Source organism: Selenomonas sp. F0473 (genome assembly GCF_000315545.1).
Classification (GTDB): domain Bacteria; phylum Bacillota; class Negativicutes; order Selenomonadales; family Selenomonadaceae; genus Centipeda.
This window is the reverse complement of record NZ_JH992902.1, coordinates 961,311-986,939: the sequence shown is the minus strand read 5'-3', so window position 1 is coordinate 986,939 and position 25,629 is coordinate 961,311. Positions and strand designations below refer to the sequence as shown.

21 protein-coding genes and 2 tRNA genes are annotated in these 25,629 nt (G+C 60.5%); 20 read left to right on the top strand and 3 right to left on the bottom strand.

The window, feature by feature from the left end; genetic code table 11:
- The first annotated feature begins 3 nt into the window (after nucleotides 1–3).
- Nucleotides 4–249, top strand: coding sequence for an AtpZ/AtpI family protein (locus tag HMPREF9161_RS04540; protein ID WP_009728507.1), 246 nt, complete (start codon nucleotides 4–6; stop codon nucleotides 247–249).
- A 144-nt stretch (nucleotides 250–393) separates the two neighbouring features.
- On the opposite strand, the gene HMPREF9161_RS04535 is transcribed toward HMPREF9161_RS04540, so the two are convergent.
- Nucleotides 394–723, bottom strand: coding sequence for a hypothetical protein (locus HMPREF9161_RS04535; RefSeq protein ID WP_009728506.1), 330 nt, complete (start codon nucleotides 721–723; stop codon nucleotides 394–396).
- A gap of 209 nt (nucleotides 724–932) precedes the next feature.
- Here HMPREF9161_RS04535 and HMPREF9161_RS04530 point away from each other — a divergent pair.
- From HMPREF9161_RS04530 to tnpA, 11 genes are all read left to right on the top strand, one after another.
- Nucleotides 933–1,007 (top strand) — tRNA-Gly (locus HMPREF9161_RS04530).
- A 71-nt stretch (nucleotides 1,008–1,078) separates the two neighbouring features.
- A tRNA-Ile gene (locus tag HMPREF9161_RS04525) sits at nucleotides 1,079–1,155 on the top strand.
- A 62-nt stretch (nucleotides 1,156–1,217) separates the two neighbouring features.
- Nucleotides 1,218–2,540 (top strand): HD domain-containing protein, encoded by a 1,323-nt coding sequence (locus HMPREF9161_RS04520; protein ID WP_009728505.1) that lies wholly within the window; start codon nucleotides 1,218–1,220, stop codon nucleotides 2,538–2,540.
- A 117-nt stretch (nucleotides 2,541–2,657) separates the two neighbouring features.
- The gene (locus HMPREF9161_RS04515) at nucleotides 2,658–3,188 is read left to right on the top strand and encodes a gamma carbonic anhydrase family protein (RefSeq protein ID WP_009728504.1); all 531 of its coding nucleotides are present in this window, start codon (nucleotides 2,658–2,660) and stop codon (nucleotides 3,186–3,188) included.
- A complete protein-coding gene (gene ndk, locus HMPREF9161_RS04510) occupies nucleotides 3,188–3,601 on the top strand; it encodes a nucleoside-diphosphate kinase (protein WP_009349537.1) in 414 nt (137 codons plus the stop codon). The genes HMPREF9161_RS04515 and ndk overlap by 1 nt, the downstream gene beginning before the upstream one ends.
- 75 nt (nucleotides 3,602–3,676) lie before the next feature.
- Nucleotides 3,677–4,186: a cob(I)yrinic acid a,c-diamide adenosyltransferase gene (locus HMPREF9161_RS04505; protein WP_009728503.1), complete on the top strand. Its 510-nt coding sequence runs from the start codon at nucleotides 3,677–3,679 to the stop codon at nucleotides 4,184–4,186.
- Nucleotides 4,183–6,855, top strand: a complete 2,673-nt coding sequence (gene polA, locus HMPREF9161_RS04500) for a DNA polymerase I (RefSeq protein ID WP_009728502.1) — start codon at nucleotides 4,183–4,185, stop codon at nucleotides 6,853–6,855. The genes HMPREF9161_RS04505 and polA overlap by 4 nt, the downstream gene beginning before the upstream one ends.
- Nucleotides 6,855–7,460 (top strand): dephospho-CoA kinase, encoded by a 606-nt coding sequence (gene coaE / locus HMPREF9161_RS04495; RefSeq protein ID WP_009728501.1) that lies wholly within the window; start codon nucleotides 6,855–6,857, stop codon nucleotides 7,458–7,460. Before polA ends, coaE begins: the two co-directional genes overlap by 1 nt.
- 1 nt (nucleotide 7,461) lies before the next feature.
- Nucleotides 7,462–8,022 (top strand): lytic transglycosylase domain-containing protein, encoded by a 561-nt coding sequence (locus HMPREF9161_RS04490; protein ID WP_037348579.1) that lies wholly within the window; start codon nucleotides 7,462–7,464, stop codon nucleotides 8,020–8,022.
- Complete coding sequence (locus HMPREF9161_RS04485; protein ID WP_009728499.1) at nucleotides 8,019–11,798, top strand: PolC-type DNA polymerase III; 3,780 nt, start codon at nucleotides 8,019–8,021, stop codon at nucleotides 11,796–11,798. The genes HMPREF9161_RS04490 and HMPREF9161_RS04485 overlap by 4 nt, the downstream gene beginning before the upstream one ends.
- Before the next feature lie 192 nt (nucleotides 11,799–11,990).
- Complete coding sequence (gene tnpA, locus HMPREF9161_RS04480; RefSeq protein ID WP_009728498.1) at nucleotides 11,991–12,464, top strand: IS200/IS605 family transposase; 474 nt, start codon at nucleotides 11,991–11,993, stop codon at nucleotides 12,462–12,464.
- Nucleotides 12,465–12,667: 203 nt separating this feature from the next.
- Here the strand turns inward: tnpA and HMPREF9161_RS04475 are convergent, their stop codons facing one another.
- Both HMPREF9161_RS04475 and HMPREF9161_RS04470 read right to left on the bottom strand, forming a co-directional pair.
- Nucleotides 12,668–13,837: a MalY/PatB family protein gene (locus HMPREF9161_RS04475; protein ID WP_009728497.1), complete on the bottom strand. Its 1,170-nt coding sequence runs from the start codon at nucleotides 13,835–13,837 to the stop codon at nucleotides 12,668–12,670.
- 16 nt (nucleotides 13,838–13,853) lie between these two features.
- Nucleotides 13,854–15,008 (bottom strand): PLP-dependent aspartate aminotransferase family protein, encoded by a 1,155-nt coding sequence (locus HMPREF9161_RS04470; RefSeq protein ID WP_009728496.1) that lies wholly within the window; start codon nucleotides 15,006–15,008, stop codon nucleotides 13,854–13,856.
- Nucleotides 15,009–15,200: 192 nt separating this feature from the next.
- Between HMPREF9161_RS04470 and HMPREF9161_RS04465 the strand changes: the two genes are divergently transcribed.
- The 8 genes from HMPREF9161_RS04465 to HMPREF9161_RS04430 all read left to right on the top strand — a co-directional run bounded on the left by HMPREF9161_RS04465 (nucleotide 15,201) and on the right by HMPREF9161_RS04430 (nucleotide 25,526).
- A complete protein-coding gene (locus HMPREF9161_RS04465) occupies nucleotides 15,201–16,208 on the top strand; it encodes a uroporphyrinogen decarboxylase family protein (protein WP_009728494.1) in 1,008 nt (335 codons plus the stop codon).
- 17 nt (nucleotides 16,209–16,225) lie between these two features.
- Entirely contained in the window at nucleotides 16,226–17,092 is an 867-nt protein-coding gene (locus HMPREF9161_RS04460; protein ID WP_009728493.1) for a transporter substrate-binding domain-containing protein, read from the top strand.
- A 30-nt stretch (nucleotides 17,093–17,122) separates the two neighbouring features.
- Nucleotides 17,123–17,884 carry an amino acid ABC transporter permease gene (locus tag HMPREF9161_RS04455; protein WP_009728492.1) on the top strand — a complete coding sequence of 254 codons (762 nt, stop codon included), beginning with the start codon at nucleotides 17,123–17,125 and terminating at the stop codon, nucleotides 17,882–17,884.
- Nucleotides 17,874–18,581 carry an amino acid ABC transporter permease gene (locus HMPREF9161_RS04450; protein ID WP_009728491.1) on the top strand — a complete coding sequence of 236 codons (708 nt, stop codon included), beginning with the start codon at nucleotides 17,874–17,876 and terminating at the stop codon, nucleotides 18,579–18,581. Before HMPREF9161_RS04455 ends, HMPREF9161_RS04450 begins: the two co-directional genes overlap by 11 nt.
- A gap of 12 nt (nucleotides 18,582–18,593) precedes the next feature.
- On the top strand, nucleotides 18,594–19,358 hold the full coding sequence (locus tag HMPREF9161_RS04445) for an amino acid ABC transporter ATP-binding protein (RefSeq protein ID WP_009728490.1): 765 nt from the start codon (nucleotides 18,594–18,596) through the stop codon (nucleotides 19,356–19,358).
- A gap of 584 nt (nucleotides 19,359–19,942) precedes the next feature.
- Nucleotides 19,943–20,497 (top strand): NAD(P)H-dependent oxidoreductase, encoded by a 555-nt coding sequence (locus tag HMPREF9161_RS04440; RefSeq protein WP_009728489.1) that lies wholly within the window; start codon nucleotides 19,943–19,945, stop codon nucleotides 20,495–20,497.
- Nucleotides 20,498–20,793: 296 nt separating this feature from the next.
- Nucleotides 20,794–22,791: a methyl-accepting chemotaxis protein gene (locus tag HMPREF9161_RS04435; protein ID WP_009728488.1), complete on the top strand. Its 1,998-nt coding sequence runs from the start codon at nucleotides 20,794–20,796 to the stop codon at nucleotides 22,789–22,791.
- Nucleotides 22,792–23,009: 218 nt separating this feature from the next.
- Nucleotides 23,010–25,526 carry an excinuclease ABC subunit A gene (locus HMPREF9161_RS04430; RefSeq protein WP_009728487.1) on the top strand — a complete coding sequence of 839 codons (2,517 nt, stop codon included), beginning with the start codon at nucleotides 23,010–23,012 and terminating at the stop codon, nucleotides 25,524–25,526.
- Nucleotides 25,527–25,629 lie beyond the last annotated feature (103 nt).

Genomic DNA, 25,629 nt, shown 5'->3' with positions numbered 1-25,629 from the left:
ACGATGGGGGAACGGCGGAAGCCAAAAGAAAACGCGTCGGGGCTCACGGATGCCCTGCGCGCATTCGGCGTGCTCTCGGGCGTCGGCGTCTACCTCGTCGTTTTCCTCGGCATCTTTATCTATATCGGAAAATGGCTCGACGATTTCCTCGGGACGGGGCGCATCTGTACCGTCGCCGGCATCCTGCTCGGATTCCCCGCCGCGGGGTACTCCATCTACCGCCAGCTCAAGGCATTTAAAATCGTATAAAAGCATAGAAGAGCCGCCGCACAAATTTTCGTTGTGCGGCGGCTCCGTTTTTATATGCGATTGACGCCGCCCTCGTAGGGGAGGCCGGAGGGCGCGCCTGCGGCATGACGAATTTGTCGCCCGTCCGATTGCGCGCCGCATCCGTTATGCGATATATCTTTGATACAGTTCCATCAAGAAGAGCGCGGCGGCAAGCCCGATCGTCGCGAAACTCCCGCGCGTAACGAGCATGCGCTGCGTCTCGGAGAGCCGGTGCCCGTGATAGCGGTTCGTATAGGTGAGCCCGAGAGAAATCGTGAGCAGAATATACATCGCGCGGCTGACGGCGTCGAACATCTCCCATCCCGCGATCGTGAGCGTCAGTGTGAAGAGCACGATGCCGAGGATCAAATATCCCTTGCCTGTCGGCGGCGCGGATGCGGCATCCGTCTGTGGGGCGTGCTTCTGTTTTAGCTTTTTCAACATTCTTGCCATTGCGGTCCGTTCCTTTGTTTATTGATTGTACAAACGTTGTCAGTATATCATAAAAAATACTTTGCCGCCATATCGTTTTTTAGACAGGGCGCCGTAAAGCCCGCTCCTTTTTGTGTCGGGACGGATGCGCCGCAAAAATCGGCTTGACAGAAATTCGTTCCCTTGTTAGAATAATATCCGTTGACTGACAGACGTCGTCGGCGCAGGATGCGGAAGTAGCTCAGTGGTAGAGCACCACCTTGCCAAGGTGGGGGTCGCGAGTTCGAGCCTCGTTTTCCGCTCCATCGCTTACCGGACCTGCGCAGCGCGCAGGTTTTTTTGAAAAGCGGCGAACGCGCTGTTCCTCGCTGCATAGGGGCCTATAGCTCAGTTGGTTAGAGCAACCGGCTCATAACCGGTCGGTCCTTGGTTCAAGTCCAAGTGGGCCCACCATAGAGTTGAAGAGCATCGCGCAGGTGATGCTTTTTTTATTTCCCGCGAGAGGAGGGGCGCGGATGACGGAACGGGTCTTTGCAGAGACCGTGCGCCGCGCGGGGGCGCGCGTCTTCCGCGTGGGCGGATGCGTGCGCGACCGGTTCCGCGGCGCCGCGGCGCACGATGTCGACTATGTGATGACGGGGATGGAGGAGGCGCGCTTTCGCGCGCTCTTCCCGCGGGCAGAGAAGATTGGCAAGTCCTTCCCCGTCTATCATGTGCGCATCGACGGGCGGCGCGCGGAGGTCTCCTTTGCGCGCAGGGAGGTCAAGACGGGCACGGGCTATCGCGGCTTTGACGTCACGTTCGACCCTGCCGTGACGATTGAGGAGGACCTCTGTCGGCGCGATACGACGATGAACGCGATGGCGCTGGAGCTTCCCGCGGGCACGCTGATCGACCCCTACGGGGGACGCGCCGATATCGCCGCCGGCATCATCCGCGCGGTCTCGGCGCATTTCACCGAGGACCCCGTGCGGGCACTGCGCGCGGCGCGGCAGGCGGCGGCGTTCGGCTATGCGGTTGAGCCGCGGACGATAGGATACATGCGTTCCTGCGCGGCGGAGCTGCAAAGAGAACCCACGGAGCGCCTGATGGGCGAGCTGCGCCGCGCGCTCATGACGCCGCGGCCGTCCGTGTTCTTTCGCGTGCTCCATGCGGCTGGGCTGCTCTCTCTTACATTTCCGGAACTCGCGGCGCTCTCCGGCAAGACGCAGCCGACAGAGTTCCATCCCGAGGGGGACGCGTTCGAACACACGATGGCGATGACAGATGCGGTGGCGGCGGAGACGGACGATGTCCTCACGCGGTTCGCCGCGCTCGTCCACGACATCGGCAAGGGACTGACGCCCGCCGAGATGCTGTCGCACCACTATGGACATGAGGTTGCGGGGCTGGACGCGCTCGCTGCATGGAACCGGCGCATGACGCTCCCCCATGCGTGGATGAAGGCGGCGTCGTTCGTCATCCGCCAGCATATGCGCGCGCCGCGCCTCACGCACATCGGGAAAATCGCAGACCTCCTGCTCGGTATCGGCGTCTCGGGGCTTTCGATGGAGCAGTTCGCCGTCATCATCCGCGCCGACCACGGGGCGCTGCCCGACTATCTCGCGCACGGCGCGGAGTACCTCGCCGTCATGCTGCGCGTTACGGGCAGGGATGCCCCCGCGCACCTCTGCGGTACAGAGATTGGCGCGTGGCTGCGCATGGCGAGAATCCGCGCGCTGCAAAAATATTTGAAGGAACGTGCCGGAGACCCGTTTTACTCGGCCGAAAATATTGCCGTTTTGGACAGAAGAATCGCCGATATGAAGGCGGGAAAAATATCTCCGAACATGAAATGATTGAGGACGCGAACGGGACAACTCCCCATCGAAACGAGAAATAAAATATGATGAAAATATGCCCCCGACATGCTATAATAGAGTGGACAGCGGAACATGTTGAGGAGGCGCGTATCGATGGACAAGATCATTCTGCCCTACCGGGGAAAGAGCCCGACCATAGATCCCACGGCATTTATCGCACCGTCGGCGGCGGTGATCGGCGATGTGACGATCGGCGCCGGTTCAAGCGTTTGGTTCGGTGCCGTCGTACGCGGCGACTTCCAGCCGATTACCATCGGCAGCAACACGAACATCCAAGAGAACGCGACGATTCACGTCATGCGGGATGTGCCTGTCGAGATTGGAGACAGCGTGCTCATCGGACACAACGCCGTCGTGCACTGCAGCAAAATCGGCGGCAATACGCTCATCGGCATGGGATCGATCGTGATGGGTTACTCCGAGATCGGCGAGAACGTCGTCATCGGCGCGGGCACCTTTCTGCCGCAGCACAAGAAGATCCCGTCGAACTCGCTCGTGTTCGGTTCCCCCGCACAGATTGTCCGCGCGCTGCGCGACGACGAAATCGAGGCGCTGCAGGCTGCGGCGGCGAACTATGCGGAACTCGCCGCAGAATACCAAAAGATGATTGAGGAGTTGAAGTAATGGAACAGACATTGGTTCTCATTAAGCCGGATGCCGTCAAGGCGCATCACATCGGCGACATCACGAAGGCGTATGAGGACGCGGGACTCACGATCCGCGCGATGAAGATGATGCAGATGACGGATCGCATCGCGCGTATTCATTATGAGGAGCATTTGACGAAGCCGTTTTACGGCGAACTCTCCGCGTTCATGACCTCCGCGCCGCTCGTTGCGATGGTGCTTGCCGGAGAGAACGCGATTGCACGCGTGCGCGAGCTGCACGGCGCGACGAACCCCGCGAACGCGGCTGAGGGAACCATCCGCAAGCGCTTTGCGAAGGACGGGAGCGAGAACGCCGTCCACGCCTCCGACAGTCCGGAGAGCGCCGCGCGCGAGATTCACATCTTCTTCAGCGAGACGGAGATTTTCTAAAAATACATCGGAAATAATCGCCCGACCGCGCTGCCGCGCGGCCGGGCACATGCATATATAAAGGAGGAGACCGCAATGGGTGTGACGACCAAAACGGGCGATAAGGGACAGACGAGCCTCTTCACGGGCGAGCGCGTCGATAAGGATCACCGCCGCGTCGAGGTATACGGGAGCGTGGACAGCCTCGCTTCCGCGCTCGGCATGGCGCGTGCTTTTGTTGTGAATGAGAGCGTCAAGGAGCGGATTCTGAATCTGCAGAAGAAACTCGGCATGCTGATGGCGGATTTTGCGAGTATCGGGAAAGAACCGATGATTACTGCCGAGATGATGGCGGAACTCGAGGCGGATGAGGACGCTATCGAAAAGAGCCTGCCGCCGCTGCGCGTCTTCCTCATCCCGGGCGAGACGAAGGGCGGCGCGATGCTCGACTTCGCACGCACGACGGCGCGCACGGCGGAACGGCGCGCGTGGTCGCTGCGCCGCGAGGAGGATGTCCATGAGATCGACATCCGGTTCCTCAACCGTATGTCGGACTATATCTTCCTCCTCATGCGTCTCGAAGAACAGGATGTGCGCGACAAGTGACGGAAAAATTTGCAGTCATCGACGGGAGCAGTCTCTTCTTCCGCGCGTTCTACGCGCTGCAGCTCCCGCCGAACGCACGCGGCGTCCATACGAACGCCGTGCACGGCTTTGCGATGATGCTCGTGAGGCTCCTCAGGGAACACGCGCCGACGCAGATTGTCATTGCGTTCGATAAGAGCCGCACGACGTTCCGGACGGCGCTTTACCCCGACTATAAGGGGACGCGCGACAAGACGCCCGAGGAGCTCGTTGCGCAGATTCCGCTGCTGAAGAAGCTCGCGGGCTGCCTCGGCATCCCCTTCGTCGAGATGAAGGGCTACGAGGCGGACGACATCATCGGCACGCTTGCCGCGCAGGCGGCGGCCGCGGGGGCGGAGACCCTCGTCGTGACGGGCGACCGCGACGCGCTCCAGCTCATCCGCGCGGGGCTCAGCGTCCTCCTCACGAAAAAGGGCATCAGCGACACGCGCCGCTACGATACGGCGGCGTTCGAGGAGGAGTACGGCTTTGCGCCGATACGCCTCATCGATATGAAGGGGCTCATGGGCGACAGCTCGGACAACATTCCGGGCGTCCCGGGCATCGGCCCAAAGACCGCGACGAAACTCCTCCTCACGTACGGCACGCTTGAAGAGGTCCTCTCCCATGCGGCGGAGGCCGGCGGGAAAAAACTGAGCGCCTCGCTCATAGAGTACCGCGACCAAGCGATTCTCTCAAAAGAGCTTGCAACAATCAAATGCGATGTGCCGGAACTCCGCTATACGGCGGAGGATTTTCGCATGCAGCCCGACCGCGCGGCACTCGAGGCGTTTTGCAGGGAGTACGAGCTGCGCTCGGTGTGGCGCAGCCTATCGGACTATCTCGCGCCGCAGGCAGAAGCGGCGGACGTGGAGCAGTCGCTCTTTGCAGCGGAGGCGGATGAAATCGACCTCTCGGCGGCCGACCTTGACGCGGGCCTTGATATGAATGCGCTCCGCAGCGCAGAGAGCCTTGCCGTCGCCGGCGTATTCGAAGGGACGGCGCCGTTCCTGCGTCTCACGGCGCTTGCACTTGCCTACGGGGAGGTGCGCGGCGTTCTGCATGCGGCATCTCCTCATTTTTCCGCGGTGCTTTCGCTGCTCTCGGAGCGTCCCGTCATCCTTTGGGATGCGAAACGGTACGCGCAGGCGGGCGTCGGTATCAGCGCGCATGTCGTTGACCTCGCGCTCGCAGATTATCTCCTGCGTCCAGAGGAGCGGCTGCGGTCGATACAGCGCGCGGCGTTTGCCTATGTGGAGGAGCTTGCGGCGCCGCAGACGGCGGAGGAACGCACGGTCTATGCGGCGTATACGCATCTCGGCAGCGGCGCGCCGCTGCATAACGAGCAGACGGCCTTCTATGAGGTGATTCTTGCGGCGCAGCTCTATGCGCCCCTATGGGCGGCGCTTGCACAGGCGAACTTGACGCGGCTCTATGCCGAGATGGAACTGCCGCTCGTGCCCGTTCTCGCGGCGATGGAGCGGACGGGCGTTGCGGTCAACCGCGCGGCGCTCGCGCGCGAGCTTGCGGCGGCAAGCGAACGTATCGCGGAGATTGAGCGGGACATCTATGCGCTGGCAGGCGAAGAGTTCAATATCAGCTCGCCCAAGCAGCTCGGCGAAGTTCTCTTTGATCGACTTGGACTGACTTCCCCAAAGATGAAAAAGACCAAGACGGGCTACTCGACGAACGCCGAGGTGCTCGAAGAGCTGCGCGCTGCACATCCCGTTGTGAACAAGGTGCTCGCCTACCGCATGTGGAGCAAGATCCGCTCGACGTACCTCGAGGGCATCGGCGCGCTCATCCGTCCCGAGACGGGGCGCGTGCATACGAGTTTTAACCAGATGGTGACGGCGACGGGGCGGCTCTCAAGTTCCGACCCGAACCTCCAGAACATCCCCGTGCGCACGGAGGAGGGGCGCGCCGTGCGTGCGCTCTTTGAGCCGGGCGAGGGCTATGACGCGCTGCTATCGGCGGACTACTCGCAGATAGAGCTGCGCATCCTCGCGCACATGTCGGGCGACGAGACGCTCATCGACGCGTTCCTGCACGGGCAGGATATCCATGCGCGCACGGCGTCCGAGGTGCTCGGCGTGTCGCTCGCGGAGGTGACGAGCGCGCAGCGCCGCAGCGCGAAGGCGGTCAATTTCGGCATCGTCTACGGCCTCAGCGACTACGGCCTCTCGCAGGACCTCGGCATCTCGCGCAAGGAGGCGGCGAGCTATATCGAACGCTATTTTGAGCGCTATCGCGGTGTGCGCGCGTTCCTCGACAAGGTCGTTGCGGACGCCCATCGGGACGGCTATGTGACGACGCTCTACGGGCGGCGGCGCGCGCTCCCCGCAATCAACAGCCGGAACTTCATGCAGCGTTCGAACGCCGAGCGCATGGCGATGAATACGCCGATTCAGGGGACGGCGGCGGATTTAATCAAAATCGCGATGATTCGCGCGGATGAGGCGCTGCGCGCGGCAAAGTTAAAGAGCCGTATTCTCCTGCAGGTGCACGATGAACTCGTGCTCGAGGTTGTGGGAGACGAGATTCCGCAGGTGACATCGCTCCTGCAGGAGGCGATGAGCGGCGCGGCGGCGCTTTCCGTTCCGCTGGCCGTCGATGTGCACACGGGGAAGAACTGGGCGGAGGCAAAGTGATGAAGGTGATTGGGCTGACGGGCGGTATTGCCTGCGGCAAATCTACCGTGAGCGAGGTTCTGCGCAAAGAGGGCGCGGCAATTGTGGACGCGGATGCCATCGCGCACGAGCTCTCCCGTCCCGGCGGCGGCGTCTACGATTTCTATGTGCGGGAGTTTGGAAAGGGGATTCTCGCCGCGGACGGTACACTTGACCGCGCGGGAATCGCGCGGCGCGTCTTTTCCGATCCCGCGCTGCGGGACGAGGTCAACGCGCGCGTGCATCCGCTGATCCGCCGCACCGCGATGGATCGGATTGCGGATCTCAGGGAGGAGGGACATGCGGCGGTCGTTCTCGATGCGCCGCTCCTCTTTGAGGCGGGGTGGCACCGGCTCGTCGACGAGTCTTGGGTCGTCGCCGTTCCTCCCGATGTGCAGCTCATGCGGCTCATGGCGCGGAATCCGGAGATGAGCGAGGCGGAAGCACGCGCGCGGATCGCCGCGCAGATGCCGCTCGCGGAAAAGTGTGCGCGTGCGGATATCGTCATCGACAACGGCGGGGCACGGGAGGATATGATGCGTTTTGTTGCGGAACTGTGGGGCCAGCGTGTTGCGCCGCCTGCGTAGAATGTGGCGGCGCCTGTGGCTGCTGCTGCGGCTCGCGGTTGTCGCCGCCGTCGCCTTTGCCGTCGTCGGAGGCTGGGCATGGTTCGAGCGCAGTTACATCTATCCCTACGACTACCGCAGCTACATTGAAACGAGCGCCGCCCAGCAGCATACGGATCCCTTTCTCGTTGCCGCGGTGATCAAGAACGAGAGCAAATTCCGCAGCGATGCCGCCTCGGACGGCGGCGCGGTCGGCTTGATGCAGCTCATGCCGCAGACCGCCGCGTGGATTGCCGGGCGGCTCGGCGAGCAGTTTACCGAGGATTACCTCTACGACCCGGCGATGAACATCCGCTACGGGGTATGGTATCTCGCGGAGCTCGAGAAGGAGTTCCGCGGCAACGAGATTCTCGCGCTTGCGGCCTACAACGCGGGGCGCGGCAATGTGCGGGACTGGATGGAGCGTTACCGCTGGACGGATACGTTTGACGAAATCGACGCGATTCCCTATCCCGAGACGCGGCTCTATGTGCGGGCGGTCCTCGAGGACAGGGCGCAGTATAAGAGGCTGTACGAAGAATGAGCAAGACCTATCGGATTCTCCCCGGTGCGGAGGATATGCTCCTCCGCCTTATCCGCGGCCTATCCCTCTCCGATGAGGAGCGGGCTCTTTTGCGCGCCTGCGCGCTGCGTCACGTCGAGGTGTCTGCAGAGACAAACGAGTGGGAGCTTGTCGTCGGCACGCCTTCGGTCCTCCGAGAGGAATTTCTTGCGCGCATTTCCGCGCGGATTGCGGAGAACTACGGGCTTGCGGCCGCCTTTATCCAGCAGAACATCGTTGCGCTCGAGAGTGCCGTCGCTCCGATCTGGGAACGTGCAGTGAACCAAGCGGCGGCGGGCGATTCCGTCCTCTTTCATACCCTGCGCCAGTGCCGTTATGCCGTGGACGGCAACGTCATTCGTCTTGAGGCGCCGGGGCGTTTTGGCACGACCCTGCTGGGGGAGCGTGTCGTGACGGATCGCCTCGAGGAGGCAATCCGCAGGAACGTCGGCTGCGCCTGCCGCATCGTGTGCACGGAATGTGCGCCGGGGGAGGAGTTCCCGGCGCCCGCGTGGACGCCGCCTCCCGCAGCCGTCGCCGCGAAAAAAAACGTATCCGCCGCGCGGCCGTCCGCATCGCGCGCGGCAAGGGGCGCGAAGAAGGGAGCGACGCGCCCCGAGAATGTCATCATCGGCCGTCGGGTGCAGGGCGAGGCGCGCGAACTCGGCGTCGTCGAGGACGAGGTCAAGAATATCGTCCTCGAGGGCGAGATCTTTGCGCCGCAGGCGAACAAACTCAAGTCCGGCGCATATATTCTCCTGCTCAAATTTGCCGACAAGACGAACGGCATCGCCTGCAAGAAATTTTTCGGCATTCGCGGGAAAGCCGCGCAGGAAGAGATCGACGCCGAGGTCGAGCGCATCCTGAAGGCCATCGGAAAGGGCTGCGCCGTTCGTATGCAAGGCAAGATCGAATATGATAAATTTGCCGGCGACTATGTGCTCTTCATCGACAGCATCGAGAAGCGGAACGTACCGCAGCGCGAGGATAACGCCGCGGTCAAGCGCGTCGAACTGCACGCGCATACGAAGATGAGCGCGCTCGACGCCGTCGTGCCGCCGGAGGCGCTCGTTGAGACGGCGGCGCGCTGGGGCTGGCCGGCGGTCGCCATCACGGATCACGGGGTGGTGCAGGCGTTTCCGGAGGCGATGAACACCGCGCGCAAGCTCAAGAAAAAGGGCGTCGACATCAAGGTCATCTACGGCATGGAGGGCTACCTCGTCGACGACCCCGCGCAGCAGCGGTCGAACCACATCATCTTTCTCGCGAAGAATAAAACGGGGCTCTACAACCTCTACAAGCTCGTCTCCATCTCGCACATCCGCTTTTTCCGCGGCACGAAAAAACGCGGGCGCCCCTGCGTCCCGCGCGCCATCCTCGCCGCGTACCGCGAGGGCATCATCGTGGGGTCTGCGTGCGAAGCGGGCGAGCTGATCCGCGCGATTGTGCGCGGGGAGAGCGACGAGGACCTCGAGCGCATCGCCGCGTTCTACGATTTCCTCGAGATCCAGCCGATCCACAACAACGACTTCCTCAAGATCGACGACCGCTTCCCGATCCGCGACGACGAGGACCTCCGCAATATCAACCGCAAGGTCTCGGAACTCGCCGAGAGACTCGGCAAGCCCCTGATCGCAACCTGCGACGTCCATTTCCTCAATCCCGAGGACGCCGTCTACCGCGCCATGCTGCAAAAGGCGAACGGCTACCGCGACGCCGACCGCCAGCCGCCGCTCTATCTGCGGACGACGGACGAGATGCTCGCCGAGTTCGACTATCTCGGCGCGGAGCGCGCCTACGAGTGCGTCGTCACGAACCCGCGCCGCATCGCCGACGAAGTCGAAGAGTTCCTGCCCATCCCGGACGAGCTCTACGCGCCGACGGTGCCGGGGGCGGACCGCGAGATCCAGGAGATGTCGTACGCGAAGGCGCGGCGGCTCTACGGAGAAAATCTCCCGCAGATTGTCGCCGACCGCCTCGAACTTGAACTCAAACCCATTCTCCGGCACGGATTCTCCGCGCTCTATATCATCGCGCAGCGCCTCGTCAAGAAATCCAACGACGACGGCTATCTCGTCGGCTCGCGCGGCTCCGTCGGCTCGTCCTTCGTCGCGACCATGATCGGCGTCACGGAGGTCAACCCGCTGCCGCCGCATTACCGCTGCAAACACTGTCAATATAATAAATTTATCACGGACGGCTCCGTCGGCAGCGGCTTTGACCTGCCCTCGATGGACTGCCCCGTCTGCGGCACGCCGCTCACGAAGGACGGACACAACATCCCGTTCGCGGTCTTTCTCGGCTTTGACGGCGACAAGGTTCCCGATATCGACCTCAATTTTTCGGGCGATTATCAGCCCGTCGCGCATAAGTACACCGAGGTGCTTTTCGGCAAGATGAACGTCTTCCGCGCGGGTACCATCTCAGGCCTGCAGGACAAGAACGCCTACGGCTACGCCATGCATTACTTCGAGGACATGGGCGAGCAGAAGGGGCGCCCCTATATCGAGCACATGATGCGCGGCTGCATGGGTGTCAAGGCGACCACGGGGCAGCATGCGGGCGGCATCATGGTCGTGCCGCGCGATATGGACGTGCATTATTTCACGCCGATTCAGCGCCCCGCGAACAACATGGAATCCGACACGCTCACGACACATTTTGATTACCACTCCATCAGCGAGCGCCTCGTCAAGCTTGACATTCTTGGGCACGATGACCCGACCGTCATCAAGATGCTCGAAGAACTCACACACCGCGACCCGGAGACCATCCCGTTCGACGACCCCGCCACCATGTCCATCTTCACATCGACCGAGGCGCTCGGCATCACGCCCGAGGAGCTCGGTGCGAATATGGGCACGTACGGCATCCCCGAGTTCCGCACGTCGTTTACGCAAAAGATGATTGACGATTCGAATCCGGATTGTTTCGCCGACCTCGTGCGCATCTCCGGATTCTCCCACGGCACGAACGTCTGGCTCGGCAACGCGCAGGACCTCATCAAGGCGGGCACGAGCACGCTGAAGGACGCCATCTCCGCGCGCGACGACATCATGAACTATCTCATGCAGAACGGCATTGACCCGCTGCTCTCGTTTAAGACGATGGAGAACGTCCGCAAGGGCAAGGGCATCGCGCCCGACGTCGTCGAGACGCTGCGCGGGGGCGGCATCCCCGAATGGTACGTCGATTCCTGCCAAAAGATAAAATACCTTTTTCCACGCGCGCATGCGACCGCCTACGTCATGATGGGCTACCGCATCGCGTTCTGCAAAGTGCATTACCCGCTCGCGTACTACGCCGCCTACTTCTCCATCCGCGCCGACGAGTTCGACGCGAACATCATCGCTAGGGGCAAAGAGGCCATCAAAGAGGCGATTGACGCCCTGAACGCCGAGGCGCGCGAGCACCGCGGCAAGCTTGACAACAAGAAACAGGACATCCTCATCGTCCTCCAGCTCGCGTGGGAGATGTACCTGCGCGGCTTTACCTGCGAGCCCGTCGACATCTACACCTCCAATGCAGAGACCTTCATCCTGCATGAGAAATCCCTGCTGCCCCCCCTGACCGCAATCCCCGGGATGGGACAGAAGGCGGCGCAGGCAATCGCCCTCGCGCGCAAAGACGGCGTCTTCATCTCCATCGAGGACCTCGCCACGCGCGCCCACGTCCCCGCGCCGTGCATCGACGCCCTCCGCGTCCACGGCTGCCTTGACGGCATGACCGAGAGCAATCAGGTCGAATTGTTTGCGTAATATATTTGAAAAACAAAAGGAGCGCATATCCGAATGTAAGTCGGATATGCGCTCCTTTTTGTATAAAGAAAACCACGCGATAGTCGCGTGGTTCCAAAGAGCTTAAGCGGTGAAAAAAATAGACCCTAGTATGGTAGACTAGAGCCGAGCCTGCCAGCTTAGCAAGAGCAACCGTACTAGGGAGGTCACATAATGTCAAAACAACAAAATGCAGACAGACATAGTTTAGCACATACGAGGTGGAATTGTAAGTACCACATAGTATTTGCCCCGAAATATCGGAGGAAAGTGTTTTATGCAGAGAAGCGGACGGCAACACGAGAGATATTGCAGACGTTATGCCAGTGGAAAGGTGTAGAAATAATCGAAGGAGAGGTGTGTCCGGATCATATCCACATGCTGATAAGTATCCCACCGAAAATGAGTGTATCGGGGTTTATGGGGTATCTAAAAGGCAAGAGCAGCTTAATGATATTCCAGAAGTTTGGGAATATGAAATTTGCATATAGGAACCGGGAGTTTTGGTGTAAAGGTTACTATGTGGATACGGTAGGGAAAAACACGAAGGCGATAACAGAATACATCGAAGGTCAACTGAAACGAGACAGGGAATCTGATCAGTTGAGTTTATTTGACCCGAGAGACCCATTTATGGGTAGCAAGTAACAAACGCATGGCTGGCAGGCCAATAAAAAGCGTACTTGTACGCCGCTAGTAATATTAGGGCTATGCCCGAAAATGAAAAACCACCCGCTATGCGGGTGGATATTTATTATGACATCTCATCTATCGACATATGAACTACGCGTTTTCATGCGTTCGAGCCGGATTGCTGCCTGCAAAATAACGTGGGGGCGGCGAATTCTTATTCAAGCGAAGGCCTTAATGAGATTCTCCAGGCCTTGCCGCAGCGTTTCCCACGGGCAGGCGATGTTGATGCGTTGGAAACCGCTGCCGCCCGTGCCGAAGATCGGGCCGTCGTCGAGCCAGAGGTTTGCCTCCCGGATGATTTTATCGTTGAGGGCTTTATCGCTCAGTCCGTACGCGCGGAAGTCGAGCCAGAGCAGGTAAGTCCCTTCGGGGGGGATGATCTTCACTTGTGGGAGATGCTCCGCGAGGTAGTCCCATGTGCGAACATAGTTTGTTTCGATGTAGGCGAGGAGATCGTCGAGCCACAGCGCCCCGTATTTATATGCCGCCTGCGCGGCGCAGAGCCCGAGCGTATTCGGCTCGTCATAGCCCGTTTTAGCGAGTTCCGCGCGGAAGCGGCGGCGCAGGTCGTCATTTTTGATAAAAATGTTGGAGATTTGCAGTCCCGCGAGGTTGAAGGTCTTGCTCGGCGAGGTGCAGGTGACGGTACGATCCGCGATCTCCGGCGAGAGGGAGGCAAACGGCGTATGTGTGAACCCCGGGCAGATAAACTCCTCGTGAATCTCGTCCGCGACGACGAGGACGTTACGGCGCAGACAGATTTCGGCGAGCCGTTCGAGCTCCGCGCGCTGCCAAACGCGTCCGACGGGGTTGTGCGGGCTGCATAGGATGAAGATCTTGACGCCGTGCGCGACAATTTTTTGCTCGAAATCGGCAAAGTCGATTTCGTAGTGATCATTTTCCAGCTTTAGCGTGTTGTCGACGAGTATGCGCTCGTTATTCCGAATGATATTCGCGAAGGGATAGTAGACGGGCTGTTGGATGAGCACGGCATCGCCGGGTTCTGTGAAGGCGCGGACGGCCGTCGCGATGGCAAAGACGACGCCGGGGGTAACGACGAGCTCGCGGCGGGCGACATCCCAATTATGGCGCGTGCGGAACCAGTTCTGAAGAACGCCGAAGTAATCGTCCTTCACCTGTGTGTAACCGAAGATACCGTGGGCTGTGCGGCGCGCGAGGGCGTCGAGAACCGGCGCGGGCGCGCGGAAGTCCATATCGGCGACCCAAAAGGGAAGAAGGCCGTTCGGATAGCCGCGTTCGGCCGCAAAGTCGTATTTGATGCTCGCGGTGCCGCGGCGGTCGATGATTTCGTCAAAATTCGTCGGCATGATGGTACTCCTTTCCTCAGGCTTCCCGCGCCGCCGCGCGGAGCGCCTGCGCGAGATCCTCCTCGATATCGGCGACGTTTTCGATGCCGACGGAGAGGCGCAGGAGGCGGTCGTCGAGTCCCGTGCGGCGGATGAGTTCGGCGGGCATCTCCGCGTGCGTCTGCACGAGCGGATACGTGAGGAGGCTCTCGACGCCGCCGAGGCTCTCTGCGAAGGCAATGAGCCTCAGGTGCGCGAGGCATTTCTGCGCGATCTCGGGCGTCCGGACCTTGAACGAGATCATGCCGCCGAAGCCCGTGCTCTGGCTTTTCTGAAGGTCGTGTCCGGGGTGATCGGGAAGGCCGGGGTAGAATACCTCCGTGACCTCCGGCAGGGTGCCGAGCCACTGCGCAATCGCGAGCGCATTCTGTGCCTGCCGCTCGATGCGGACGCCGAGCGTCTTGATGCTGCGGAGCATCAGCCACGCGTCCGTCGCGGCGAGGTTCGGCCCCTCGGACTTGACGAGGAGTTCGATGCGCTCCGCGAGATCGGAGCCGCCGTCTTTTACGGCGATAAATCCGCAGATCACGTCGTTGTGGCCGCAGAGATATTTCGTGCCGCTTTCGACCACGATATCCGCGCCGAGAGCGAGGGGCTTTTGAAAATGCGGCGAGAGGAAGGTGTTGTCGGCGACGAGGAGGGCATTGCCCGCATGCGCGACGTCAATGAGCGCGCGGATGTCGGTGACGAACATCATCGGATTCGAGGGCGTCTCGATGAAGACGAGCTTCGTCTCCTTCCGCATTTTCGACTGTACGAGGGCCGTGTCGCACGTGTCGACATATTCGAATTCGATGCCGTATCTCCCGTAGATTTCATTTGCGAGGCGCACCGTTCCCCCGTAGATGTCCTCCGAGAGGAGCACGTGATCGCCCGCGGCGCAGAGCGCGAAGACGAGGTTGATCGCCGCCATCCCCGAGGACAGCGCCCACGCGCGCCCGCCGCCCTCGAGCAGCGCGACGGTCTGCTCGAGCTCGCGCCGCGTCGGATTTGCCACACGCCCGTAATCATAGCCCGTGCTCCGGCGGAACGCGGGGTGGTGGAACGTCGCGGACAGGTAGATCGGCGCCGTGATCGCGCCCGTTGCGTCGTAGGTATGACAGCCGTGCACCTCGGCCGAGAAATCTTTCATAAATGATATCCTTCCCATAATGACTACTTAAAATGACAATATCTAAATCATATTCCTATTATAAGGAGCTCTCATATGACTGTCAATGAAAAAGTTTACTTGACATATATGTTGATATGGTATATGATGACGGAAATTCAATCTTATAACACACATAAGAAAAGTATGTTTTGCTTCTAAGGAGGAATTATCATGGCAGAGTCTAAGAAGGAACTGGTTCTGAACGCAATGGACAAAAAACCGGTGCCGCGCGTTCCGTCCGGATTTTGGTTTCATTTTTTGGATGACGCGCTTCATGCGGACGCGTTTGCGGAGCCAAAACTGAATGCCCGGGTACTGGAGAGCGAGCTTCGCTACATCGACGGGTTCCGCCCGGATTTCGTCAAGATTATGACGGACGGCTTCTTCGCTTATCGAAGTCCCGCCGTCCGGAAAGCGCGTACGGCGGCGGAGCTGGCGCGGGTCCGGCCGCTTGCGGAAGACGATCCGTGGTTTGAGCGGCAGATCGCCTACGCCAAGGAGATCACAAAGCGCCACGGCGATGAGGTCGCTACGTTCTATAATCTGTTCTGCGCGGGTACGACGCTGAAATTTATGTACCCGGGCGCGCTCACCGAAGCCGAAGATTTCCTTCTCGGGCTGATCCACGAAGACAAAGAGGCCGTCAAGGCGGCGTTTGCCGTTATCTCGGCCGATCTCGCGACGCTGGCGCGGCGCCTTGTCAAGGAGGCGGGCGTCACGGGCATCTATTTCAGCCTGCAGAACCATAGGGGATTCGGGCACGACCGCAGCGTGTATGATGAAGTCTTTGCGCCCGGTGAGAAGGAGATCCTGCGCGCAGCCAACGAGGCGAGCGACTACAATATCCTTCACATTTGCGGTTACGAAGGACACCATAACAAGATCGACTGGTATGCGGACTATGACGTTAAGACGATCAACTGGGCGGTCGGCGTCGAAGGGGTGCCGCTTGAAGAGGGCCGAAAGGTATTCGGCGGCCGCGCGGCGCTCGGCGGTTTCGGGAACCTTCCTTCGGATGTCCTGTACAGCGGCAGCCGTGCGGAGGTCGAGGCGGAGACACGCCGCATTTTGGAAAAAGCGGGGCGCACGGGCATTCTGCTCGGCGCGGACTGCACCGTGCCGAACGATATCGACTGGCAACGCCTCGATTGGGTACGAGCCGCCGCCGCAGAGGCATAAGAGAGGGAGGAAATATCATGACGGTCAAGAAAATAACGCGCGCGGCATTGACGGCGCTCCTCGGCGCGGCGCTTGCCGTAGGGATTGCGGGCTGCGGCAGGGACGGCGCCGACGGCGGTGCGGCGAAGTCCGCGGACGGAAAAAAGGTCGTTACGGTAGCGCATACGAACTACTATGTGCCGTACGACTATGTGAACGATCAGGGCGAATCCGACGGGTTCGAGGTCGCCGTGATGAAGGAAGTGGCAAAGAAGCTGCCGCAGTATGAGTTCAAATTCGTGCCGACCTCGGACGACGACCTGCTCATCGGCGTCGAATCGGGGAAGTATACGGTCGGAACGAAGGGAATCTGGATCACGGACGCGCGCAAGAAGAAATACGTCTTCCCGAAGAACAACATCGGCGCCAGCGTGATCGGCCTTGCGATCCGCAAGGATACCGCGGGCGAAATCACGGATCTGCCGTCGTTCGCGAAGTTCAGCGGCAAGCTCGTGCCGATCGCGCCGCAGGACGCGCGGTATATGGTCATTACGGAATACAATAAAGAGCACCCAGACAACCAAATTCAGCTGACGTCTTCCGAGTCGTTCCAGAACGCGGACGCTTACAGCTGGGTCATGGAAGGGCGCTACGATGGGTATTTTGAGGTAGAGCTGAGCTACAAGAACAACATCGAAAAGGAAGACGCGCCCTATCATGCGTTCAGCGACAAGCTGACCTACATCCGCTACAAGGGCATCCCGACGTACCCGATCTTCAACAAGAACGAGCAGGCGTTCGCCGACGAATACGACAAGGCGATCGAAGAGCTGCGCGCGGAGGGCAAGATCGCGGAACTGGAGCAGAAGTATTTCGGCGAGAGCCTTTCGGATTATCTAAAGTAACGAGCGGAGAGGAATGAGGTGCGGTAAAGGGTGGAAACAAGAGCGTTTGATGCCCTCATGATCGGACGGGTGCTGCCGGATCTCCTCGCCTATCTCGATGTGACGCTGATCGTTGCGGCAGTCAGCATTGCGGCCGGCGCGCTGTTCGGGGGGCTGCTCGCATGGGCAAATCTCGACGGGCCGCGTCCCGTGCGGTGGCTCGCCGTTGGCTATGTGTACGTCATGCGCTGTACGCCGTCCATCGTTCTGCTGTTCATCGTATTCTACGGACTGCCAAAGCTCCTGCAGGGCGCGTTCGGGATTGATATGAACGGAATGAACCGCGCGGTCTTCGCGGTCATTGCCTTTGCGATGCTCTTCGGAGCGTATATCTCCGAGGTGTTCCGCGCCGCGTACAAGGCGGTGCCGCGCGGACAGTATGAGGCGGCGGTCTGCGCGGGGCTGTCCCCCGTGCAGGCGTTCCTCCACGTCATGCTGGGGCAGGCGGCGATTGTCGCGCTGCCGAACTTCGGCAACGCGGCGATCAACCTGCTGAAGGAGGGATCGCTCGCCTACACGATCGGGCTGATCGATCTCATCGGCAAGGGGAATCTCATCATCGCGCAGAATTTCGGCGCGTACGGCATCGAGGTCTATCTCGCCTGTATGCTCGTCTACTGGGTGATCGTGCTTCTGCTCGAACAGGTCTTTGCGCAGGTCGAGCGGCGTCTTGATAAAGGCGCGAGCCTGCGCACGGAAACACCCGCGCGGGCGGGCGCGGCGTCGGGGGGAGGTGCGGCGGATGGAGCTTGATTTTGAATTTATGCGCGAGACGTTCCTGCTCGTCTGGCAGGGCGCGGGCGTCACGCTCGCACTGACCGCGCTCTCGCTCGTCCTCGCATCGCCGGCCGCATTCTACTTCGCGGTGCTGCGCGTGCGCGGACACCGTGTCGGAGGGACGATCGCACGGCTTTACGTCTCCTTTGTGCGCGGCACGCCGCTCATTTTACAGATTCTATTGCTCTACAGCCTCCTGCCGAGCCTGCTCAATGTGCTGGTCCGGCAGGCGGGACTTGAGATCAACGTGTTTGAGGCTGTGGATCCCTTTTGGTACGCGGTCTTTATCTTTACGGTCAACACAATCGCGCTGCTCACGGAGGCGTTCCGCTCGGCGCTGCTCGCCATCCCGAAGGGGCAGCTCGAGGCGGGCCTTGCGAGCGGGCTCTCGGTGCCCGCGACCTATCTGCACGTCATTCTGCCGCAGGCGCTCGTTGTCGCGCTGCCGAGCATCTGCAACATCACGGTCAATCTCATCAAGGGGACGTCGCTCGCGTTCCTCATGACGGTCAAGGACATCACGGCGGTCGGCAAGATCGCCGCGTCCTACGGCTACAACTACATCGAGGCGTATCTCGACGTCTTCATCGTCTATCTCGTGCTCTGCACGATCGTTCAGATGCTGTTCGCAGCGGCGGAGCACCGCGTGGGCGCGTTCCGCGGTCAGGTTTAAGGAGGAGAGAACATGCTGCTGCATGTGCAGAATGTGCGCAAGCACTTTGAAAATACCGAGGTGCTGAAGGACGTCAGCCTCAGCGTCGACAAGGGCGACGTCGTCGTGATCCTAGGCCCCAGCGGCTCCGGCAAGACGACGCTCCTGCGCTGCCTGAACTTTCTCGAGCGCGCGGACGCCGGAGCGATGGACTTTCACGGCGCACATCTCTCGCTCGCCCACGCCTCGCACAAAGAGGTGGCGAACGTGCGGAAAAAGACCGGATTCGTTTTCCAGAACTACAATCTCTTTGCGAATAAGACCGCGCTCGAGAACGTGACGCTCGGGCTGACGGTCGGGCGCGGCATCGTGAAGGACGAGGCGCGCGAGACCGCGATGGAGGCGCTGCGCAAGGTCGGCATGGAGAACCGCGCGGACTACTATCCCGCGCAGCTCTCGGGCGGACAGCAGCAGCGTGTGGGCATCGCGCGCGCGGTCGCGGCAAAGCCGGACGTGATCCTCTTTGACGAGCCGACCTCCGCGCTCGACCCGGAACTCGTCGGCGAGGTTCTGGCGGTGATGAAGCAGCTCGCGCAGGAAGGAACGACGATGATCGTCGTAACGCACGAGATGAAGTTCGCGCAGGACGTCGCGACGCATGTTGTCTTTATGTCGGACGGCGTGATCGTCGAGGAGGGGAGCGCGAAGGAGATCTTCACCGCGCCGCGCGAGGAGCGCACGCGACGGTTCCTGCGCCGCGTTCTGCCCGAGGAGTATGAGCCGGCGGCGCTCATTTAGTGACACGCGATTTTGGCGCATCGCTGTGTCATTTCGAAAAATCCTGCGGTCGACGTAGCTTTTAACTACGCCTTCCCTTGGATTTTTCTTATTCCTTGCGCTGCATCCAAACTTGCGTGTCACTCACGTTGCACTATAACACGAGGGGTGATGTGGGATTTTCGCGCCTAGCTTTGTCATTACGGCGATACGTTACGCCGCCATAATGCGTTTGAGGGCACGGCACGCCGTGCCCCTACGGGGGCGGCATAATGTTGTTGATTTTTCTCTCGGTGCCGTTGTGGCGTGTTGGTGTTACGGCTGCATATGACGCGTCTCCGCGGGGCATCGCCCGTTGTTTTCATCGTGGAGAAAAAATTTGTATCATGCGCGCCTTGTAGGGGCACGGCGTGCCGTGCCCTTGGTCGAGTGATGCGCGCCTAACATCGTGGCGTAACGCGCGCGGAACATCGAGATGTATGACGCGTGTGGAACTTCATCGCCGCATACAAATTATAAATACATCATGAACCATACTTTATGATAGACGCCCTCTCCCTCGCGTGCTACAATAGCCGCAGCGGAACGAATGGGAGGAATATCCGATGAAAAATGTGCTCGTGGTCTCCGGCCATACCGATTTGAACGACTCCGTGGCGAACAAAACCATCATGGAGGAGCTGGCAAAGCTGCTCCCGTCGGCAGAGTTCGACTATCTCGACAAACTGTATCCGGACTATAAAATCGATGTTCAGGCCGAGCAGGCAAAACTCGAAAAGGCAGACGTCATCGTGCTCCAGTTCCCCGTGTTCTGGTACTCGCTGCCGTCTCTGCTTGAGCGATGGATGGAGCAGACCTTTGTGCACGGCTGGTCGCACGGGCGGACGGGCGATAAGCTGAAGGGCAAGAAGCTCGTCGTATCGCTGACGACCGGAGCGCCTGAGGACGCATATCGGAAGGACGGCATGGGCTATGGGATTGACGATTTGCTCGCTCCCGTCATTGCCACCTGCACGCTCTGCGGGATGGAGTACGCGGGACGCGTCTACACCGGAGACGTGTCCTATGCGACGCGTTCCGACGCCGCCGCGCTTGCCGATATGAAAGCGCGCAGCGCGGTACACGCGGAGAAACTTGCGAAACGCATCGCGTCGCTCTGAACAAGACGGAAAATATTTTAAAATAAATGAGGAGCCGAGAGATCTCGGCTCCTCATTTTATGTCTGACGAATCCGACGATAGGAATTATTTTTTATTCATTTCTATAAAGACTTCTACGCTTTATCGAAGAACGTATCATAAAAATATAAAAGACGTCATGATGGAAAAATTTAATAATTCTGCAATGGGAAATAAGACCTATATAATAAAAATCGTGACATCAGATGAGAAAATATGTATAATAAGTATGTAATATCTTCTAAGATGGGGTTTAATGGGGGAGGAGTATTCGGAGATGTTTCAAAATGCAAGCGTCAAGACCAAGATGGTTGTTATTCTTGTGCTCATCAGTGCGGTGCCGCTGCTCATCAGCATCGGCGTCAATTTTTACAGCACGGTGGAGCGGGGCATCGCGCAGCTTGAACTCGTCAGCCAGCAGCGCGTCAAGGTAATCGATTCGAATATTACGGGGCTGTTCGAGGAGAACCGCAACGGGATCAAGGCACTCGCAAACAATGCGGCGACCCTTCGGTATCTGGCGGACCCGGCGGCAAACGCGGCGGACATGGACGCGTCGCTGACGCGGACGAACGATATTTTCAAGGACGCCAATCCGACGCATATCACGGATACGAACGGACAACAGCTCCTGCGCAGCGATCATAAGGAGCCCGTGAATACGGCGACGCGCGCCTATTTTAAAGATGCGATGGCGGGCAAGGAGAGCATCTCCGACATCGTCGTCAGCAAGGCGACGGGACGGTTCATCTCCGTTATTGCCGTGCCTGTGTTCAACGAACAGAAGCAGGTCGTCGGCATGGTGCAGCGCGACTATGATCTCGGCGTGCTCGCGGACTTCGTAAAGGCGGCGGCGGACGAACACACAAGCGTGCTTATCATCGATCGCCAGGGAAAACTTCTCGCCCACTCCGATCGGACGGTTGAGAAAGAAGAAGACCGCAGAGACGAAAATGAATTTTCCTTTGTTAAAGACGCGCTGGCCGGTAAGTCGGGAACAACGGAGGTTACGCTGCTCGACGGGAACGACTACTATGTGAGTTATGACCAAAATCCGATCACGGGATGGGTCATCGCGACGGCAACGCCGCATTCCTATGTGATCCGGACGGGCGTCGAGTCGGCGATTCCCACCGTTATTCTGGGGATCATCCTCGTCGCGGCGGCAGGCGTACTCGCCTATTTCCTCGCGGGGAAGGCCACCGAGCCGCTCATCCGCATGGGAAATGCGGCGGAGGAGATCGCGGGCGGGAACCTGGCGATCAAAAAACTGTCGGTTGATTCGGGCGATGAGATCGGGCGCATGGCAACGGCGTTCAACCACATGACGGACCGCCTTTCCTCCGTGCTGCGCGGGGCGAAGAACAGCGCCGAATCCGTGGCGTCGGCCTCCGAGCATCTCACGGAGAACTCGGAGCAGACCTCGCAGGCGTCGAACCTCGTGGCGGACTCGATCATGCAGGTCGCGGAGGGCACGGTGAAGCAGAAGGAGGCCGTGACCGAGGCCATCGAGGTCGTCGGCGATATGGAGCGCCAGCTGGAGATCCTGTCGGACAACTCCAAGACCATCACGGAGGCCTCGCAGTCGGCGCACCATGCGGCGACCGAGGGCGCGGAAAAGGTCGAACAGGCCGTCGGGAATATGGGCAAACTAGAGACGACGGTCAAAGAGTCCGAGAGCATCATCCGGGCACTCGGCGAACAGTCGAAGCAGATCGGCGAGATCGTCGACACCATCTCCGGCATCGCCGAGCAGACCAACCTCCTTGCGCTCAACGCGGCGATCGAGGCGGCGCGTGCCGGAGAGCACGGCCGTGGTTTTGCCGTTGTCGCCGAAGAGGTGCGCAAGCTTGCCGAGCAGTCGGGCAGCGCGACGGAGAACATTACGTCCATCATCACCGAAATCCAAAAACGCACGCAGGATGCCGTCGTCTCGATGCAGGCGGGCACGGAGATGACGGTCGGCAGCGTGCGGTCGGTTAACGAGGCGGGCGGCGCGTTCCGCGAGATCGTCGCGCAGATCACGCAGCTCATGGAGCGGATCACATACTCCACGGAGGCGATTAAGGCGACGAACGAGGGCAGCAAACGCATTACGGCATCCATCCAAAGCATCGAGAAGGTCGCCGCCTCTCTTGCGGACGAGACGCAGACGGTCTCCGCCGCGACTGAGGAACAGACGGCATCCGTTCATGAAGTCGCCTCGGCCAGCAAACATCTCTCCGAGATGGCAAGCGAACTGCAGGCGGCGGTCGAGACGTTTAAGCTGAACTAAAGCGGAATAAGGCTTGATATAGCTTCATAGAAGGAGCCGCGGCACAAACATGATTTTGTGCGGCGGCTCCTTTTTGCGCGATCATTTGCAAATATGCCGGCCTCGTAAGATCCCGTGCGGCTGTGCCTATTGTGATGGGCGGCGGCATATCGTTTCGATAGATATGTTTGTGTTATACTTATGTGGATCAATCGGTATTGCATACAGGAGATGAGATCATGCGCAAAGGCATTACGGGACGTCACGGCGGCGCACAGCCCGCGGCGATCGAGGTGCGCGGAGCGCGCGTACACAACTTGAAAAACGTATCCGTCGACATTCCGCTGCATCAAATCGTCGGGATCGCGGGCGTCTCCGGGTCAGGGAAGTCCTCGCTCGCGCTCGGCGTACTCTACGCCGAAGGCTCGCGGCGCTATCTCGAAGCGCTCTCGACCTACACGCGGCGGCGCATGACGCAGGCGGAGAAAGCGCGCGTCGACGAGCTGCGCTACATCCCGGCCGCACTTGCGCTGCATCAGCGGCCGGGCGTGCCCGGCATCCGCAGCACGTTCGGCACCTCGACGGAGCTGCTGAACGTCGTACGGCTCATGTTCTCGCGGCTCGCGTGTCACCGCTGCCCGAACGGGCACTATCTGCCGCCGTCGCGCCGCGTTGCGGCGGAACAGGAACTCGTCTGCCCGGAATGCGGCGTACATTTCTATGCGCCGGGCGCGGAGGATCTGGCGTTCAACAGCGGCGGCGCGTGTCAGAGCTGCGGCGGCACGGGCATCGTGCGCGTGGTTGACGAACGGACGCTTGTCCCCGACGACAGCCTCACGATCGACGAGGGCGCGGTCGCCTCGTGGAACACGCTCATGTGGTCGCTGATGAAGGACATTGCGCGCGAAATGGGCGTGCGCACGGATGTACCGTTTCGCGAACTCTCGGCGCGGGAAAAAGACATCGTATTCCACGGGCCTGCGGAGAAGAAGCATATTTTTTACCACAACGACACGACGAACGTCGCGGCCGAGATGGACTTTACCTACTACAACGCCGTCTATACCGTGGAGAACGCGCTCGCGAAGGTGAAGGACGAAAAGGGCATGAAGCGCGTGGAGCGGTTCCTCAAGCAGGATGTCTGCCCCGCCTGCGGGGGAACGCGGCTCTCGGATGCCGCGCGCGCGCCGCGCCTATGTGACTGCGCGCTGCCGGATGTCTGCCGCATGACGTTGAGCACGCTGACAGAGTGGGTACGGCACGTGCCGCAGGCGATGCCCGCGGACATGGTGCCGATGGCCGAGAGTATCTGCGAGACGTTCGGACATACGGCGGCGCGTCTCATGGAACTCGGGCTCGGGTATCTCTCGCTCGACCGTGCGGCGTCGACACTCTCGACGGGAGAGCGCCAGCGGATGCAGCTGGCGCGTGCCGTGCGCAACCGGACGACGGGCGTGCTCTATGTGCTCGACGAGCCGTCGATCGGCCTGCACCCGTCGAACATCGACGGCCTCCTGCACGTCATGGAGGAACTCGTCGGCGACGGAAATTCCGTCGTCCTCGTGGATCACGACGTGCAGATTCTGCGCCATGCGGATCATTTCGTCGAGCTTGGACCGGATGCCGGGGCAAACGGCGGCACAATCATCGCTCGGGGCACGCTGAAGGACCTTGCGGAAAACGACGACTCCCGTATCGGTGCGTTCCTCGCGGGGACGGCGCGCGTGCATGTGCACGAACCAGCAGCGGCGGCGGAGCTCTTTGCGCGCGGGGAGATCGTGCTGGAGACGGATGCAGTTCATACGGTGCATCCATTGTGGGCGCGTTTTCCGCAGGGACGGCTGAGCGTTGTGACGGGCGTTTCCGGTTCGGGCAAGACGACGCTCGTTCTCGAGAGCCTCATCCCTGCGCTCACGGCGCAGATCGCGGGAATGCCGCTGCCCGCGCATATCAAGAGTATTTCCGCGGACGGCGTGCGGCAGGTGCGGCTGATCGACGCCGTGCCGATCGGCGCGAATGTGCGCTCGACCGTCGCCACCTATGCAAATATCCACGACGAGCTGCGCAAGGTCTATGCGCAGACGGCGGCGGCAAAGGCGGCGGGGTATAAGGCGGGTGCCTTTTCCTACAATACGGGAAAGCTGCGCTGTCCGACCTGCGACGGCACGGGTTCCATCGACCTCGACGTGCAGTTCCTGCCCGACGTCACCATCGACTGCCCCGACTGCGGCGGCACGCGTTACGCCGCGGCGGCGGGAGAGATTTTGCGCGAAGGAACCGGCGGCAGTTATTCGCTTCCCGCGCTGATGGCGCTGAGCGTGGACGAGGCGATCGCAGCCTGCGCCGACCTCAAAACGGTGCGCCGGCGGCTCGATGTCCTGCACGATCTCGGACTCGGCTATCTGACGCTCGGCGAGGCGACGCCGGGCCTTTCGGGCGGAGAGGCGCAGCGGCTCAAGCTCGCGGGCGAGATGGGAAAGGGGCAGGAAGGATCGGTCTTCGTCTTTGACGAGCCGACAATCGGCCTCCATCCGCTCGACATGAAGACCCTGCTCGGCGTATTCGAACGCCTTCTTGCGCAGGGAGCGACCGTGATCGTCATCGAGCACGATTTGGACGTGATACGAAGCGCCGATTACATCCTCGACATGGGACCCGGCGGAGGGACGGACGGCGGCCGTATCGTCGCGTGCGGCACGCGGGCGGATATTGTGCAGAATCCGAACAGCGTCACGGGGCGGTATCTTCGTGAATAAATCGTACTCATGCGGCTGCGCGGCGCCTATGGAAGTACCCGTAAAAACGGGGGTCGGGGCTTCTTTCGGATTGCACGGAGATATGTTCTTTGCTATAATAGCC

Excerpts from the sequence above, each read along its gene's own strand:
- HMPREF9161_RS04490 (WP_037348579.1), top strand. The coding sequence starts at position 7,462 with ATGTGGCGGCGCCTGTGGCTGCTGCTGCGGCTCGCGGTTGTCGCCGCC.
- HMPREF9161_RS04540 (WP_009728507.1), top strand. The coding sequence starts at position 4 with ATGGGGGAACGGCGGAAGCCAAAAGAAAACGCGTCGGGGCTCACGGAT.
- HMPREF9161_RS04460 (WP_009728493.1), top strand. The coding sequence starts at position 16,226 with ATGACGGTCAAGAAAATAACGCGCGCGGCATTGACGGCGCTCCTCGGC.
- HMPREF9161_RS04485 (WP_009728499.1), top strand. The coding sequence starts at position 8,019 with ATGAGCAAGACCTATCGGATTCTCCCCGGTGCGGAGGATATGCTCCTC.
- HMPREF9161_RS04470 (WP_009728496.1), bottom strand. The coding sequence starts at position 15,008 with ATGAAAGATTTCTCGGCCGAGGTGCACGGCTGTCATACCTACGACGCA.
- tnpA (WP_009728498.1), top strand. The coding sequence starts at position 11,991 with ATGTCAAAACAACAAAATGCAGACAGACATAGTTTAGCACATACGAGG.
- HMPREF9161_RS04505 (WP_009728503.1), top strand. The coding sequence starts at position 3,677 with ATGGGTGTGACGACCAAAACGGGCGATAAGGGACAGACGAGCCTCTTC.
- HMPREF9161_RS04430 (WP_009728487.1), top strand. The coding sequence starts at position 23,010 with ATGCGCAAAGGCATTACGGGACGTCACGGCGGCGCACAGCCCGCGGCG.
- HMPREF9161_RS04445 (WP_009728490.1), top strand. The coding sequence starts at position 18,594 with ATGCTGCTGCATGTGCAGAATGTGCGCAAGCACTTTGAAAATACCGAG.
- HMPREF9161_RS04465 (WP_009728494.1), top strand. The coding sequence starts at position 15,201 with ATGGCAGAGTCTAAGAAGGAACTGGTTCTGAACGCAATGGACAAAAAA.
- ndk (WP_009349537.1), top strand. The coding sequence starts at position 3,188 with ATGGAACAGACATTGGTTCTCATTAAGCCGGATGCCGTCAAGGCGCAT.
- HMPREF9161_RS04475 (WP_009728497.1), bottom strand. The coding sequence starts at position 13,837 with ATGCCGACGAATTTTGACGAAATCATCGACCGCCGCGGCACCGCGAGC.
- HMPREF9161_RS04515 (WP_009728504.1), top strand. The coding sequence starts at position 2,658 with ATGGACAAGATCATTCTGCCCTACCGGGGAAAGAGCCCGACCATAGAT.
- HMPREF9161_RS04450 (WP_009728491.1), top strand. The coding sequence starts at position 17,874 with ATGGAGCTTGATTTTGAATTTATGCGCGAGACGTTCCTGCTCGTCTGG.
- coaE (WP_009728501.1), top strand. The coding sequence starts at position 6,855 with ATGAAGGTGATTGGGCTGACGGGCGGTATTGCCTGCGGCAAATCTACC.
- HMPREF9161_RS04440 (WP_009728489.1), top strand. The coding sequence starts at position 19,943 with ATGAAAAATGTGCTCGTGGTCTCCGGCCATACCGATTTGAACGACTCC.
- HMPREF9161_RS04435 (WP_009728488.1), top strand. The coding sequence starts at position 20,794 with ATGTTTCAAAATGCAAGCGTCAAGACCAAGATGGTTGTTATTCTTGTG.
- HMPREF9161_RS04535 (WP_009728506.1), bottom strand. The coding sequence starts at position 723 with ATGGCAAGAATGTTGAAAAAGCTAAAACAGAAGCACGCCCCACAGACG.
- HMPREF9161_RS04520 (WP_009728505.1), top strand. The coding sequence starts at position 1,218 with ATGACGGAACGGGTCTTTGCAGAGACCGTGCGCCGCGCGGGGGCGCGC.